The organism is Streptomyces sp. NPDC096013 (assembly GCF_044763565.1).
Classification (GTDB): Bacteria; Actinomycetota; Actinomycetes; order Streptomycetales; family Streptomycetaceae; genus Streptomyces.
Genome location: NZ_JBIWGK010000005.1, coordinates 13,809 through 28,280, shown reverse-complemented (window position 1 = coordinate 28,280; position 14,472 = coordinate 13,809). Strand labels below are relative to the sequence as shown.

The 14,472-nt window shown below is 72.3% G+C and carries 9 protein-coding genes; 7 read left to right on the top strand and 2 right to left on the bottom strand.

Going from position 1 to position 14,472, the window contains the following annotated elements:
- The first annotated feature begins 94 nt into the window (after positions 1-94).
- The 3 genes from ACIRB1_RS18175 to ACIRB1_RS18165 all read left to right on the top strand — a co-directional run bounded on the left by ACIRB1_RS18175 (position 95) and on the right by ACIRB1_RS18165 (position 7,500).
- On the top strand, positions 95-1,621 hold the full coding sequence (locus ACIRB1_RS18175; protein ID WP_403466240.1) for a hypothetical protein: 1,527 nt from the start codon (positions 95-97) through the stop codon (positions 1,619-1,621).
- A 136-nt stretch (positions 1,622-1,757) separates the two neighbouring features.
- Positions 1,758-2,636 carry a hypothetical protein gene (locus tag ACIRB1_RS18170; protein ID WP_352180505.1) on the top strand — a complete coding sequence of 293 codons (879 nt, stop codon included), beginning with the start codon at positions 1,758-1,760 and terminating at the stop codon, positions 2,634-2,636.
- 49 nt (positions 2,637-2,685) lie between these two features.
- On the top strand, positions 2,686-7,500 hold the full coding sequence (locus ACIRB1_RS18165; RefSeq protein WP_403466239.1) for a hypothetical protein: 4,815 nt from the start codon (positions 2,686-2,688) through the stop codon (positions 7,498-7,500).
- 16 nt (positions 7,501-7,516) lie between these two features.
- On the opposite strand, the gene ACIRB1_RS18160 is transcribed toward ACIRB1_RS18165, so the two are convergent.
- The gene (locus ACIRB1_RS18160) at positions 7,517-8,116 is read right to left on the bottom strand and encodes a hypothetical protein (protein ID WP_352180507.1); all 600 of its coding nucleotides are present in this window, start codon (positions 8,114-8,116) and stop codon (positions 7,517-7,519) included.
- Between the two features lie 418 nt (positions 8,117-8,534).
- Here ACIRB1_RS18160 and ACIRB1_RS18155 point away from each other — a divergent pair, with 418 nt between their 5' ends.
- Genes ACIRB1_RS18155 through ACIRB1_RS18140 form a run of 4 tightly spaced genes read left to right on the top strand, consistent with a single transcriptional unit; the run spans position 8,535 to position 12,860 of the window.
- Positions 8,535-11,372 carry a nitrate- and nitrite sensing domain-containing protein gene (locus ACIRB1_RS18155; RefSeq protein WP_352180508.1) on the top strand — a complete coding sequence of 946 codons (2,838 nt, stop codon included), beginning with the start codon at positions 8,535-8,537 and terminating at the stop codon, positions 11,370-11,372.
- Positions 11,369-11,800 carry a roadblock/LC7 domain-containing protein gene (locus ACIRB1_RS18150; RefSeq protein ID WP_266766856.1) on the top strand — a complete coding sequence of 144 codons (432 nt, stop codon included), beginning with the start codon at positions 11,369-11,371 and terminating at the stop codon, positions 11,798-11,800. Before ACIRB1_RS18155 ends, ACIRB1_RS18150 begins: the two co-directional genes overlap by 4 nt.
- Positions 11,801-11,809: 9 nt before the next feature.
- A complete protein-coding gene (locus tag ACIRB1_RS18145; RefSeq protein WP_352180509.1) occupies positions 11,810-12,205 on the top strand; it encodes a DUF742 domain-containing protein in 396 nt (131 codons plus the stop codon).
- Between the two features lie 49 nt (positions 12,206-12,254).
- Complete coding sequence (locus ACIRB1_RS18140; protein ID WP_352180510.1) at positions 12,255-12,860, top strand: ATP/GTP-binding protein; 606 nt, start codon at positions 12,255-12,257, stop codon at positions 12,858-12,860.
- A gap of 74 nt (positions 12,861-12,934) precedes the next feature.
- Here the strand turns inward: ACIRB1_RS18140 and glpK are convergent, their stop codons facing one another.
- Positions 12,935-14,446, bottom strand: a complete 1,512-nt coding sequence (glpK, locus tag ACIRB1_RS18135; RefSeq protein WP_403466238.1) for a glycerol kinase GlpK — start codon at positions 14,444-14,446, stop codon at positions 12,935-12,937.
- Between the last annotated feature and the right edge of the window lie 26 nt (positions 14,447-14,472).

Below are 14,472 nucleotides of genomic sequence, written 5' to 3'. Positions count from 1 at the left end.
GCGGTGTTCGGCGGGGCCCTTGCACGCGGCTGGGGCGGGAGTCGCTTCTGCGTCGTTTGGGTCGTTGTCAGACCGAGGACCTAGGCTGTGCACCGTGACTTCGCCTGCATCGACGGACAGCGTTCCGCCCCAGTTCAGCGCGGGGCCGCGCCCCGCCCCGGGCCGGGCCGCCGACGAGGGACTGGCGCGGCGGCTGCGCGCGCTCGCATGCACCGCGCCGCTGCACGACCTCGACGTACGCAAGGCCAACCTGGCCGGCGAGTACTCGGTCTACGGCATGGCTGAAGTGGCCCTCGCCGCCATCGACCTGGTCACCCTGAACATGGACTTCGACACCGGCGCGGACCACGACCAGATAGTGGCCAGGCTCATCCCGCGCATCGCCGCCCAGGCCCCCCAGCGCCCCGTCGCCGAGCACGAGCGCGTGGCCCGCTGGGTCCTGGAGAACCTGATCAACGTCGGCAGCGTCGACCGCGGCTTCCGCACGGTGTACGGCACGTTCGCCCAGGACGGCACGTATGTGCGCCGCGACTACGACTTCAAGCTGATCGAAGAGGTCCCCGGCTACGGCGGCAGCGTCTACCTCCGGACGACCGACGAGGCCGTCAACGTCCTGGTGGGCGCCCTCGACACCGACGTCACCAGCGCGCAGATCGCCGCCGAGGTCAAGCTGGAGGTGCTGATCAGCCGGGGCCGGCTCGCCGACGCGCAGCTCGCCGCGGAGCAGGCCCGGTACCGGACCGTGCAGTACTCGGAGACGCTCCGGCGCGCGCTGGACGCCACGCGGCGCAATGTCCGCGCGGTGGACTGGCTCAACGCCGTGCCGGACATGATCGCCGAGGCCCTCGACCATGTCGCCGATCGGTATCGCCATGAGAACGCGATCCTGACCAACATCCGCAAGGCCCGTGACGAGTCCGAGGACGCCGAACAGAAGCGGCGGGCGGCCGAGTTGGTCGACATCGTCAAGGACTGCATCCGGCGGCACACCCAGCTTCAGTCGCGTCTGCTGGAGGCCGGGCCGTTGTTCCGGGCCGAGCAGGACCGGCAGGCGTTCGCCACCCCGATGACCACATCGGGGATAGACCTCTACGGACATCTCGTGTCGCCGGTGCTGCCGTTGCCCCTGGAGCAGGCGATCCGGGTCACGGACGCGTTCTTCGCTCGCGGGACCGGGCTGCGTACGCCGGTGTCCGTCCGGGTGGGGGATCTCGTCGACGTTCTGCTGACGCCGCCCCAGGAGCGGGAGCATCTCGGGGCGGAGATGCCTGAGCCGGATCTCATCGCGACACCGGATGACAGCCGGTTCAGTGAGGAGCAACTGGCCGCGGCCATGGAGTTGCTCGATCTGCCGGCGGACGCGCCTCGGCGGCTGTCGGGGCTGCTGGCGGACGCGCGGCGGCGGGATCCCGAACTTCCTTATCTGGTCGCCCTGTTGGCTGTGCATGCGGCCAGTCCGCCCGTCGGTACCGCGTATCGGCAGGGCGAGCCCAAGTTGTTGTTCGCCGTGGATGACGGGACGGAGCTGGACGATCCGGAGTTCGGTGGGGCCGATCTCATCGTCGGGATGGCCCTTCTGGACACGGTGGGGATGGCGGCCGGGCGGAGTGAGGCGGCGTGACGGATCTGCCGATGGCCGGGTGCGCGTCCCCTGTGGCCGGTCGCGCCCACGCGGCGGAGCCGCACCTGTCACCTCCCCGCGCCCCCTCCGGGGCGCTTGGCCGCACCCCCGTTACCGAGTTCAAGGAGTCGTCGTCGTGAGTGAGTCCGTCGAGTGGAGCGAGCCGGACGCAGCCGCCGCGCCGGTGACCGCTGTCATCACGCCCGCCGACGCCGCCGACGCCGCTCGGCTCGTCGCGTTCGGTTTGCAGCCCAAACTGCAGCCCGCGCGGGATCAGGAGTACGCGGAACTGCTGCGCCGCTACCGGGAGGACCCGCCGTTCGCCCGGCTCGCCGACGCCGTCGCCGCCGGACTCGGGCTGGTCGTGCTGGAGGTGTCCCCGCGCGCGGGGATGGCCGTGACCGCCGCCGAGGACTCGGTGTTCGCCGTGCGGATGGGGGACTACGCGCGTCGTACGGCCGCCGACTCCGGGGACCGGTTCCTGCACGGACTCGCGCATCTCGCCGTGGCCGCCCTTGCGTTTCCGCGGCCCGAGGACCTCGCCGACGACGGATACATCGGGCGGGTCACGGTCAACGGGGTCGACGCCTTCGTGCGGCAGGCCTGTCGGCGGCTGGAGGAACGGGCGGACGAGCAGGGCATGAACACCGACCCGGCCACCGACGCCCCCGGCCTGGAGGCCGCCTGGCGGATCTGGGTCAGACGCAGCGCCACCGGAGCCACCAAGGACGCCCGGAGACTGGCCGGTTCGACCACCGGGATCGTCGGCAAGGCCGCCGCCTTCCTCACCGACTCCGGATTCCTCCAGCGCACCGGTGACGACAACGGCGGGACCTATCGCACGACCGCGCGTTATCAGCTCCAGGTCCGTGACATGGCCGGAAGCGCCGCCATGGCCGAGCTGTTGGAGCTGGGCGTCGTCCCGGTCACCGACGGCACCGCGAGCCTGATGCCCGCCGAGGACACCGAGGATCTGGAGCTGGTGGCCGAGGCCGGTCTGCCCTTCCACTCCTGAGCTTCCTCAACTCCCCCCACCTGCCGAAGACTTACGACGAGAGTCCGCCATGTACGAGCTGTCCCGGGTCCGCCTCTACTCCATCGGGCCCGCCGGTGCGCGCTACGCCGACACCGTGCTTGACCTGCGAGGCGTGGGCAAGCCCGTGCCCGACCCCGCGCCCACCCAGGCGGAGTTCTTCGCGGACGAGCCCGTCGGGCCGCCCCTGCGCCCCGCGCCCGCCGGCGTGCTCTTCCTGGAGAACGGCGGCGGCAAGTCCGTCCTGCTCAAGCTGATCTTCTCCGTGATGCTGCCCGGCCACCGCAACACCCTGGGCGGCGCCAGCTCCGGAGTGCTGCGCAAGTTCCTCCTCGCGGACGACTGCGGCCATGTCGCCCTGGAGTGGCAGCACACACTGACCGGCGAGTGCGTCGTCGTCGGCAAGGTCAGCGAGTGGCGGGGACGCCAAGTCTCCAACGACCCGCGGAAGTTCGCCGAGGCCTGGTACTCGTTCCGGCCCGGGCCCGGGCTCAGCCTGGACAACCTCCCCGTCGCCGAGGCCACTTCCGTACGGCCGTCCGTCGAGGGCGTGTCCGGCGCGCAGGGCCGCAGGCGCACGATGAAGGGCTTCCGGGACGCGCTCACCGAGGCCGGCAAGGCGTATCCGCACCTCGAAGTGCACTGGGAGGAGATCCACGACCGCTGGATCGAGCACCTCGGCGACCTCGGTCTCGACCCCGAACTCTTCCGCTACCAGCGGGAGATGAACGCCGACGAGGGCGAGGCCGCCGGCCTCTTCGCGGTCAAGAAGGACTCCGACTTCACCGACCTGCTGCTCCGCGCGGTCACCGACACCCGGGACACCGACGGCCTCGCCGACCTGGTCGGCGGCTTCGGCAACAAGCTGGGGCGGCGGGCCGAACTGATCGCCGAGCGGGACTTCACGGCCGGTTCCGTGGACCTCCTCGGCCGGATCGTCGAGGCCGCCGAGGCACGGGCACGCGCGCGTGACATCCACACCGCCGCCGAGCGCCGTACGCGCACTCTGGCCCGACGCCTGTCCGCGCGGGGCGCGCAGGAGCGGGTGCGGGCCGCCGACCTCGCCCAGCGGGTCACCGCCGCCGCGTACGCCGTCACCCACGCCGAGGGGGCCCGGGAGCGCAGCGCGCTGATCGCGGCCGAACTGGCGTACCGGCACGCCTCGTTGGCGCTCGCCACGATGGAGAAGTCCGCCGCCGCGCAGAAGCGCGAACTGGCCGACGCCCGCACCCTGCACGCCGCCTGGCAGGCCGCCGAGGCCGTTCTGCGGCACCGTGCCGCCGCCGACCGCTCCGCACGCGTGGCCGTCGCGATCCGCGAGGCCGAGCGCGACGCCGCACCGGCGCTCGCCGCCCGCGCCAAGGCCGCCGTCGACCTCGTACGGGCCCTGCACTCGGCCGCCGAGAGCGCCGAGAACCTCGCCAACGAGGGCGAGGAGCGCTCCGCCGCGCTCCAGGAGGTCGGCGAGACCTCCCACCGGGACGCGACCTCCGCCGCCACCGAGGCGCAGCGCGCCCGCAGCGAGGTCGGGCATCTGCGCCAGCGGCTGTCCGAGGTCGAGCAGGAGACCGCCGAAGCGGTGCGCGCCGGCTGGCTCGACGACAGCGCCCCCGACGCCGATCCGGCCCGCGCGGCCCTCGCCGCGAGCGACGCCGAGAAGACCGCCGTGGCCGCCTGGGACGCCGCGCGCGAGGCATCCCGCAAGGCCTCCGAGCACGCCCGCGAGGCCGCTTCCGCCGAATCCCGCGCCGAGTTGACGGCGGCCCGCGCGTCCGACGCGGCGACCGCCGCCGAGCGCACGTACGACGCGGAGCGGCGCCTCGCGGAGGGGCTCGCGGGGGAGGAGCGGCTGGCCGAACTGCTCAGCCTGCCCGGTGCCGGCGCCGTAGGCGTCGGAGGTGGTGTGCCGGTACCTCGTGGTGCCGACGGGGCGATGACCGGGCAGGGCGATGCCGGAGCCGTAGGCCGTGCCGGTCAAGGTGGCGATGGCGTCGCCGGAGACGGTGGCGCGCCGGACGCACGCACCGGTGCCTCGGCCGAGGGTGGTGCGGGAAGCGGCCGTTCCGCCGTCAAGGCCGCCCGCCCCCTCGCCGAAGGCCCCCTGACCCCCGAGGAACTCGACCGCTTCGCCGACGAGTTGCGAGAGCTGCTCGACGACGGCGTCTCTTCAGCCGAGCGGCACCTCTTCGACCTGCGCACCGCCGCCGCCGACGACTCCCGGATCCTCGGGGCGCTTGGCGACGGCGGGCTGCTGCCGCCCGGGCCCGACGTGCTGGCCACCGTCGAGTTCCTCGGCGAGCACGGCATCCCCGCCCTGCCCGGCTGGCGTTACCTCGCCCAGGCCGTCGACCCCACCGACCACGCGCGTGTGCTGGCAGCCCGGCCCGAGCTGGTCGACGGCGTGATCATCACTGACCCCGACACGCACGCGCGTGCCCGTGAGGCCCTCGGCGAAGCGGCCCTGCTGCCCCGGTCCGCCGTGGCCGTCGGTACGGCCGCCGCCCTCCTCGCCCCGACCCCCGCGCCCGACGCGCAGCCTGGCGACGTCTTCCTCGTACCGCCGAACCCGGCCATGCACGACGAGCACGCCGCCGACGAGGAGCGGCAGGCGCTGCGCGCGCGGGCGGGGCAGCGGGACGAGGAGATCCGCACGCTCGCCGCGCGGCTCGGCAAGGACCGGGAACTGGCGGCACGGCTCGCGTCCTGGCGCACCGGGTGCCCGAGCGGGCGGCTGGTCGAGCTGGCGCGGGCCGCGCAGGACGCGCGCGCCTTCGCCGAGGAGGCCGAGGCCGAGCTCGCCGAGGCGCGGACCCTGCGGGCCGAGGCCGACGAAGCAGCCGCCGAGGCCGCCCAGGTGCGCGACGAGCGGCAGGAGACCGCCCAGAAGGCCCGCCGCGCCGCCGACGCCCTCGCCGGACTCGCCTTCCGGCTCAGGGAACGCGCCGGCTGGCAGGTCAGACTCCGTGAACTCGCCGACGAGGCAAGCGAGTCGGAGGCCCGCGCCCAGTCCTGCCTGGAACGCGCCCGCGCCGCCGACGAGGACCGCCGCGCCGCCCAGCGCGCCGCCGACGACGCCCGTCGCACGGCCCGTGCGCTGCGCGCCGAGCGCTCCGAGATCGCGGGCGCCCCCGACGACGTACCGGACGACGACGCGGACGCCCCCAAGCCCGCGCTGGCCGCCCTCCGCGAGGCCTATCGGGCCGCTTCGCAGCTCTACGAGAAGGTCGGCGTCGGCGCCGATCTGCGGGCCGAGCAGGCGCGGGCGGAGAGCGACGAGAGCGCGGCGATCGCGGAGCTGGACCGGCTCAGCAACAAGGTCCGCACCCGCGCGGCACAGTTGTTGGAGTCGCCCGACGGCTCCGACGGACCCTCCCGGCAGGCCGCCGCGGCGCGCGCCGAGGAACTGGTCCAGCTGCTGGAGACCCGGGTGTCCACCGCGAGCGAGCAACTCGGCCGGCTGCGCGGCGAGGCCGAGCGGCACGCGCCCGAGGACGGCGAGGCGCACACCGAGCTGACCGAGGACCTGGTCCCGCGTGACGCCGAGCACGCCCAGGCCCTGCTGCGCACGGCGACGGCCGAACTCGGTTCCCGCACCGACGCGTTGGGCCGGGCCCGCGAGGCGCACGCCGAACTCCTCGACTCCCACCGCGCCGCCGAGGACGGGGCAGGCGGCTTCGACGAGACCGCCGCGATGCTCCGTGACCTGCTGCGCGAGCACGCCTCGGACGAGGAGCAGGAGGAGCCCGAGCCGTACCCGGGCAGCCTGGAGGAGGCTCGGAACTCCGCCGCCGAGGCCCGCCGCTCACTGCGCGGCTGCGCCACCGACCTGTCCGCCGCCGAGAGCGCCGTCCGCGAGGCGAGCGATGTCCTCGTGCGGCACGCCAACTCCACCCGCTACGAGCAGGTACGGACCCCCGCGCGCCAGCAGATCCGTGAACTGCCCGCGTCCGCGCTGCCCGAGCACGCGCAGAAGTGGGCCGATGCCTTCGCGCCCCGACTCCGCGTCCTCACCGACGAGTTGGCGCAGCTGGAGCGCAACCGGGACTCGATCGTGGACCGGCTCCGCGGGCTCGTCGAATCGGCGCTGGCCACCCTGCGGTCCGCGCAGCGGCTGTCCCGGCTGCCCGAGGGGCTCGGCGAGTGGTCCGGGCAGGAGTTCCTCCGCATCCGCTTCGAGGAGCCCGACCAGGCCACGCTCACCGAGCGGCTCGGTGTGGTCGTCGACGAGGCGACCCGGGCCGCGGTGAAGAAGAACTCCGACATGCGCCGCGACGGAATGTCCCTGCTGCTGCGGGGAGTCGGCGCCGCGCTGGAGCCCAAGGGTGTCGCCGTCGAGATCCTCAAGCCGGACGCCGTCCTGCGCGCGGAGCGGGTGCCCGTCGGGCAGATGGGCGACGTCTTCTCCGGCGGTCAGCTGCTCACCGCCGCCATCGCCCTGTACTGCACGATGGCCGCGCTGCGCTCGAACGACCGCGGCCGGGACAAGCACCGGCACGCCGGCACGCTCTTCCTCGACAACCCCATCGGGCGGGCCAACGCCACCTATCTGCTGGAGCTCCAGCGCGCCGTGTCCGACGCGCTCGGTGTCCAACTCCTGTACACCACCGGCCTGTTCGACACCACGGCACTCGCCGAGTTCCCGCTGGTGATCCGGCTGCGCAACGACGCCGACCTGCGGGCCGGCCTCAAGTACATCAGCGTGGAGGAGCACCTCCGGCCGGGGCTGCCGCAGCAGGCCCCCGCCGGAGAAGGCGAGTCGGTGCACAGCGAGATCACGGCGACCCGGATGTTCAAGCGTCCGGCGCCCGACCGCTCCGGTGACGAACGTCAGCCGACCGCTCCGTAGGCCCCGTGGGCGAAGCTCAGGAGTGGGACAGCTGGCCCGAGCCGGCCTTGCGGGCTATCCGCTCCTGGGCACGCTCGCTGGACCGCGCCTGACGCTGGGCCCGACGCCGCTCGCGGCGGAGGGCCCTCGCCGTGCTGCTGGGCTCCGAGACCACGCCGTTGCGCTGGTTCCACATCTGGCGGGTCACCCAGATGTCCAGGGCGCCCCACGTGGCCACCACCGTGCTGACCACGCTGCTGATCACCATCGGGAACGCCAGCCAGGAGCCGGCCATCGTGCACAGGAAGGCCACCGTCGCCTGCATCAGTGTCACCGCGATGATGATCACGGCCCGCACGGCTGCCGTGCGCACCGGGTCGGGCAGCCGGCGTCTGCGCGCGGGCTCCTCGATCCACAACGGCCGGTAGTACTCCCGCTGTTGCGTGCGTGCGCGCGCCGGACGCGGCTCGTCGAACTCCGCCGCCATGGGCTCCCCCGACCCTTCCGGAGCCTCGCCGCCCGTCGTCACGTGACCCTGTGCCGGAATGCCGCGATCCGGTGTCTCACGGCGCCGCTGCGCCGTCGACCGCGTCACCACGCCGTCCTCAAGCGCCTCTTGCCGCTCCGCCGTGCCCATCAACGTGTCCTCCCCACCGCCGGTGACCCACTCGCCCCGAGTCCGAAGACTTCGGCTCCCCAGTGGGTGCCCGGCTTGCGCTGCTTTACGCCGCCCGGTTGCGGATGCGGCTCCTGTGGCCTGTTCCGCTCCCCATGTCCCGTAGAGAAAGACGAACAACTTGCCACGAAGATTCCCAACAGACGAAAAATTCCGGCCAACTGGCCAAGTGGACCGATCGGGTGGGGTGTGGCGATCCTGGGGATATCCGGGCGGCAATCTCCCGCAATGACCTGACAACTCCCCATGTCTCGCCGCTGCGGCGGGTGTTCAGGCTCCGGACAGCTCTTCGAGTTACCTTTGCGTCAGTAGTAGGCTCGCGCCGTTTGTTGACGCACATGTGTACCCCCGGCCGGCGGGGGTCCAGCTGGGGGAGGCCATGCGCTTTCGCGGGAAGTCCATCCGCCGGAAGATCGTGGCGCTCCTTCTCGTGCCGCTCGTGTCCCTGACCGCGATCTGGGCTTTCGCCACGGTCCTCACCGGCCGGGCGGCCGGAGACCTGTTCAACGTGTCGTCGGTGGTCGAGAAGATCGGCTATCCCACCGAGGACACCGTCCGCGTCATCCAGCGCGAACGCCGTCAGTCGCTCGTCTACCTCGCCGACCCCCGCGCCGCCGACGGCCTCACCGACCTCCGGCGCAGCCGCGCCGCGACCGACGAGGCCGTCGCCAAGATCCGCAAGAACGCCCAGAACCCGGACGTCCGCAACGCGATGGGCCAGGCCACCGACAGCCGGGTCTCCGCGGTCCTCGACGCCTTCGACGGACTCCAGTCCCTGCGCCGCAGCGTCGACGACGGCACCGTCAACCGGGCCCAGGCCCTCGGTCTCTACAACCACCTCGTCGACCCGTGCTACGTCCTGCTGACCAACCTCCACGTCGTCGACAACGTGGAGATGGACAAGGAGTACCGCGCCCTCGTCAACCTCGCCCGGGCCCGCGAGTTCCTCTCCCGTGAGGACGCCCTCCTCGGCTCCTCCCTGATCGTCGGCAAGCTCACCCGGGACGAGACCCGCGACATCTCCGACCTCGTCGCGCAGCGCACCCTGCTGTACGACGTCAACCTGCCGCTGCTGCCCGCCTCGGAGCGCGAGCACTTCGAACGCTTCTGGAAGAACGCGGCCAGCGCCCCCCTGCGCGTGGCCGAACAGGCCGCCGCCTCCTCGGAGTCGGGATCGCCCCGCAACGTCACCGCGCAGACCTGGAACACCGCGGCCGGCGCCGTGCTGGACAAGCTCGGAACCCTCGACGACCAGGCCAACGACCGCTACCAGGACCGCGTCCGTCCCGTCGCGATGAGCGTCATCCTCAAGGCGGCCGTCGCCGGTGTCCTGGGCCTCATCGCCCTTCTGTTCTCGCTCTTCCTGTCCGTCCGCATCGGCCGCGGCCTCATCCGCGACCTGCGTCAACTGCGCCTGGACGCCCACGAGGCGTCCGGCGTCCGGCTGCCCAGCGTGATGCGCCGCCTGTCCGTGGGCGAGGTGGTCGACGTGGAGACCGAGGTCCCGCGCCTGGAGTACGACCGGAACGAGATCGGCGACGTCGGCCAGGCCCTGAACACCCTCCAGCGCGCGGCCGTCGAAGCCGCCGTCAAGCAGGCCGAGTTGCGCTCCGGTGTCTCCGAGGTCTTCGTCAACCTCGCCCGTCGCAGCCAGGTCCTGCTGCACAAGCAGCTCACCCTGCTCGACACCATGGAGCGCAGGACCGAGGACACCGACGAACTCGCCGACCTGTTCCGCCTCGACCACCTGACGACCCGTATGCGCCGCCACGCCGAGGGCCTGGTGATCCTCTCCGGGGCCGCCCCGTCCCGGCAGTGGCGCAAGCCGGTCCAGCTCATGGACATCGTCCGCGCGGCCGTCGCCGAGGTCGAGGACTACGAACGCATCGAGGTCCGCAGGCTGCCGCGCATCGCCGTCACCGGCCCCGCCGTCGCGGACCTCACCCACCTGGTGGCCGAACTCCTGGAGAACGCCACGGTGTTCTCCCCGCCGCACACCGCCGTCCAGGTCGTGGGGGAGCGGGTCGCCAACGGCTTCACCCTGGAGATCCACGACCGGGGCCTCGGCATGGCGGCCGAAGCACTCCTGGACGCCAATCTCCGGCTCGCCGAGACCCCGGAGTTCGAACTCTCCGACACCGACCGCCTCGGCCTCTTCGTGGTCAGCCGGCTCGCCCAGCGGCAGAACGTCCGCGTCTCGCTCCAGCCGTCGCCCTACGGGGGCACCACCGCCGTCGTCTTCATCCCCGACGCCCTGCTGAGCGACGAGATCCCGGACACCAACGGCGTCGGCTTCCGCCTCGACCGGCCCCGGCCGACCAAGGAGGCCGAGCTGGAGGAGAGCCACCGCTCCGCGCTCTCCCAGCTGCCCGTGAAGCTCCCCGGCCTGCCGCCCGCCCTCCTGGACGGTCCGGTCGAACTCGAGGCCCCCGTCGACCTCGACGCCCTCGAAGGCTTCCCGAACACCCTCGACGACGAAGACGGCGAGCGCGGCGGGATCTTCCGCCCCCGCCGCGCCTCCACCCACCGCGACGACCTCGCTCCCGTGCGCCCCGTGGAACAGCATCAGCAGCTCCCCGAGGCCGACACGGACGGCCGCCGCGGCGAGCCGCTTCCGCTGCCCAGGCGTCGTACGCCCAAGCTGGTCAGCTCCCATGGACGCCCGGTCGTCGAGCAGCGCTCCCGGCATGAAACGGGGGACCCCGGAGAGGCCGATCTCGGCGGTCCCTCCACGGCCCCGACCCTGGGCGGACCGGAGCCGGACGGCCCCGCACCGCTCCCGGCCCGGCGGCGCGGTGACACGCCGCTACGGCGCCGTACCGACGTCCCCGGGGGGCGTGCCGAAGCCGCACAGCCACCCGCTTCCCCGGGACGCGGCCTCGGTGAGCCGCCCGAGCCGCCCTCGCTGCCCCGGCGCACCCGGCGTGCCGAGATCGCGTCGAGCGCGCCGGACTCCGAGGTCCCGCCGGGCCGGACCGGCCCCGACACGGGAGCGTTGCCCCGGCGTGTACGTCAGGCCAATCTGGCCCCGCAGCTGAAACAGGACCCCGAGCGGCGCGCCGCGAGCCCGGCCGAGGTCGCCGAGCGCGACGCCGACGAGGTGCGCAGCCGTATGGCCTCGCTCCAGCGCGGCTGGCAGCGCGGCCGTGAGGAGAACGCCGCGGGCGACGACGCCCAAGGCGGCACAGCACAAGGAACGAAGGGGGACGGTCGATGACCGCACCGAAGGCGACCGGCCACAGCACCGACCAGCGTGGCCTGAACTGGCTCCTCGACGACCTCGTCGAGCGTGTCGCCAGCATCCGCAAGGCCATCGTTCTCTCCGGCGACGGCCTGGCCACCGGCGTGTCCCAGGATCTGACCCGCGAGGACAGCGAACACCTGGCCGCCGTGGCCTCCGGCTTCCACAGCCTCGCCAAGGGCGTCGGCCGCCACTTCGAGGCGGGCAGCGTGCGGCAGACGGTCGTCGAACTCGACGAGGCCTTCCTGTTCGTCACGGCCGCCGGCGACGGCAGCTGCCTCGCCGTCCTCGCGGACGCCGACTCGGACGTCGGACAGGTCGCCTACGAGATGACCCTGCTCGTGAAGCGGGTCGGTGTGCATCTGGGGGCGGCTCCGCGCACCGACCTGCCCCTGGGTGGGTAGTTGAATGACATGAGCGGAGACGGTCAGGGAAGCAGCCACTGGTTCGACGACGAGGCCGGACCGGTCGTCAGGCCGTACGCGATGACGCGCGGCCGCACGACCAGTGCGGCCCAGCACCGCCTCGACCTCATCGCGGTGGTCATCGCGGAGTCCCAGGACGACGGCTCGGAGGCGGACCACGCGCTGTCCCCGGAGCACGTGGACATCGTCGGCCTCTGCCGTGACGCCCCGCAGTCGGTCGCCGAACTCGCCGCCGAACTCGACCTGCCCATCGGGGTGATACGGGTCCTCATCGGCGATCTCGTGGACGGGGAACTCGTCCATGTGTCACGTCCCGTGCCCCCTGCCGAACTGGTGGACGAGAGTATTCTGCGCGACGTGATCTCCGGCCTCCGGGCCCTGTGAGCGGTGCGAGCCACCGCCCCCCTACCCCATCGAGCAGGAGTACAGATCGATGATCTTCGGGCGTTCTGAGCGAGGCAAGCCTCCGGTCGAGCCCGTCACGCTCAAGATCCTGGTGGCCGGCGGCTTCGGCGTCGGCAAGACGACCCTCGTCGGCGCGGTCAGCGAGATCAGGCCGCTGCGCACGGAGGAACTGCTCACCGAGGCCGGGCGCCCGGTCGACGACACCAGCGGGGTGGAGGGCAAGCACACCACCACGGTGGCCATGGACTTCGGCCGTATCACCCTGCGGGAGGACCTGGTGCTGTACCTCTTCGGTACGCCGGGGCAGGAGCGGTTCTGGTTCATGTGGGACGAGCTGTCCGAGGGCTCGCTCGGTGCCGTCGTGCTCGCCGACACCCGGCGCCTGGAGGACTGCTTCGCCGCCCTCGACTACTTCGAGCGGCGCTCCATACCCTTCGTCGTCGGCGTCAACTGCTTCGAAGGCGCGGACCGTTACCCCGTGGACGCCGTACGCCAGGCGCTCGACCTCGACGAGGACGTCCCCCTCATGCTCTGCGACGCACGCGACCGGGCATCGGTCAAGGAGGTCCTCATCGAGGTCGTCCAGCACGCGATGGCGTTCGGCGCGAAACTCCGCCAGACCGTCCCGAGTTGAGGCGGGGGCGACCCGTACCCCCGCCGACCGGAGTACGGGCCGCAGCTCGCGGAACGGCACGCACGCGCGTGTGCCTAGTTGTCGCCGTCCTCCTCCCAGCCGAAGCTCTTCTCCACCGCCTTGCGCCAGTTGTGGTACTCGCGGTCCCGTACCGACGGCTCCATGGAGGGCGTCCACTCGACGTCCTTCTGCCAGTGCGCCTTCAGTTCGTCCAGGCTGTTCCATACCCCGGTGGCGAGCCCTGCCGCGTAGGCGGCGCCCAGGCAGGTCGTCTCGGACACCCTGGGCCGGATCACCGGTACGTCGAGGACGTCCGCCTGATGCTGCATCAGGAGGTTGTTCTTGGTCATGCCGCCGTCCACCTTCAGGGTGGTGATCTGCACCCCGGAGTCCTGGAACATGGCGTCCACCACCTCCCGCGTCTGCCAGCTCGTCGCCTCCAGGACGGCGCGCGCGAGGTGCCCCTTGGTGACGTACCGGGTCAGCCCGGTGACGACGCCGCGCGCGTCGGAGCGCCAGTAGGGGGCGAACAGACCGGAGAACGCGGGCACGATGTACGCGCCCCCGTTGTCGTCCACGCTCGCGGCGAGGGACTCGATCTCGTCGGCGCTGCGGATGATGCCGAGCTGGTCGCGGAACCACTGGACGAGCGCGCCCGTGATGGCGATCGAGCCCTCCAGGCAGTAGACCGGCGCCTCACCGCCGATCTTGTAGCCCATCGTCGTCAGGAGCCCGTTCTTCGAAGGGACGGGCCGGTTCCCGGTGTTGAGCAGCAGGAAGCTGCCCGTGCCGTAGGTGTTCTTCGCGCTGCCCACGTCGTAGCAGGCCTGTCCGAACACGGCCGCCTGCTGGTCGCCCAGTGCCGAAGCGACGGGCACGCCCGCGAGTTGGCCGACCGCGGTGCCGTAGACCTCGGCGGAGGACTTGATCTCGGGGAGGATCGCCTCGGGCACGTTCATCGCGGCGAGGATGGCCTGGTCCCACTGGAGGGTCTCCAGGTTCATCAGCATGGTGCGCCCGGCGTTCGTCACGTCGGTGACGTGCCGGCCGCCGTCGGTGCCGCCGGTGAGGTTCCAGATCAGCCAGGAGTCGATCGTCCCGAAGGCGATCTCGCCCCGCTCGGCACGGTCCCTGAGGCCCGGCACGTTGTCGAGCAGCCAGGCCGCCTTCGGGCCGGAGAAGTAGCTGGCGAGCGGCAGCCCGGTCTGCTCGCGGAAGCGGTCGGGGCCGTCCGAGCCGCCCAACTGCTTGCACAGGGCCGCGGTGCGGGTGTCCTGCCACACGATCGCGTTGTGCACGGGTTTGCCGGTGGCGCGGTCCCAAAGGACCGTCGTCTCCCGCTGGTTGGTGATGCCCAGCGCGCTCAGCTGGTCGGCGCGCAGTCCCGCCTTGGCGATCGCCCCGGCGACCACCGCCTGCACCTTGGACCAGATCTCGGTGGCGTCGTGCTCCACCCAGCCCGGCTTGGGGAAGATCTGGCGGTGCTCGCGCTGGTCGACGGCGACGATCGCGCCGTCCTGGTTGAAGACGATGCAGCGGCTGGAGGTGGTGCCCTGGTCGATTGCGGCGACGAACCTGTCCGTCATGACGACCCCTTTGTCGTGTCCTTCGG

What these genes read in the sequence shown, in the direction of transcription:
- ACIRB1_RS18165 (WP_403466239.1), top strand. Translation starts at nt 2,686, where the DNA reads ATGTACGAGCTGTCCCGGGTCCGCCTCTACTCCATCGGGCCCGCCGGT.
- ACIRB1_RS18160 (WP_352180507.1), bottom strand. Translation starts at nt 8,116, where the DNA reads ATGGGCACGGCGGAGCGGCAAGAGGCGCTTGAGGACGGCGTGGTGACG.
- ACIRB1_RS18155 (WP_352180508.1), top strand. Translation starts at nt 8,535, where the DNA reads ATGCGCTTTCGCGGGAAGTCCATCCGCCGGAAGATCGTGGCGCTCCTT.
- ACIRB1_RS18150 (WP_266766856.1), top strand. Translation starts at nt 11,369, where the DNA reads ATGACCGCACCGAAGGCGACCGGCCACAGCACCGACCAGCGTGGCCTG.
- ACIRB1_RS18145 (WP_352180509.1), top strand. Translation starts at nt 11,810, where the DNA reads ATGAGCGGAGACGGTCAGGGAAGCAGCCACTGGTTCGACGACGAGGCC.
- ACIRB1_RS18140 (WP_352180510.1), top strand. Translation starts at nt 12,255, where the DNA reads ATGATCTTCGGGCGTTCTGAGCGAGGCAAGCCTCCGGTCGAGCCCGTC.
- glpK (WP_403466238.1), bottom strand. Translation starts at nt 14,446, where the DNA reads ATGACGGACAGGTTCGTCGCCGCAATCGACCAGGGCACCACCTCCAGC.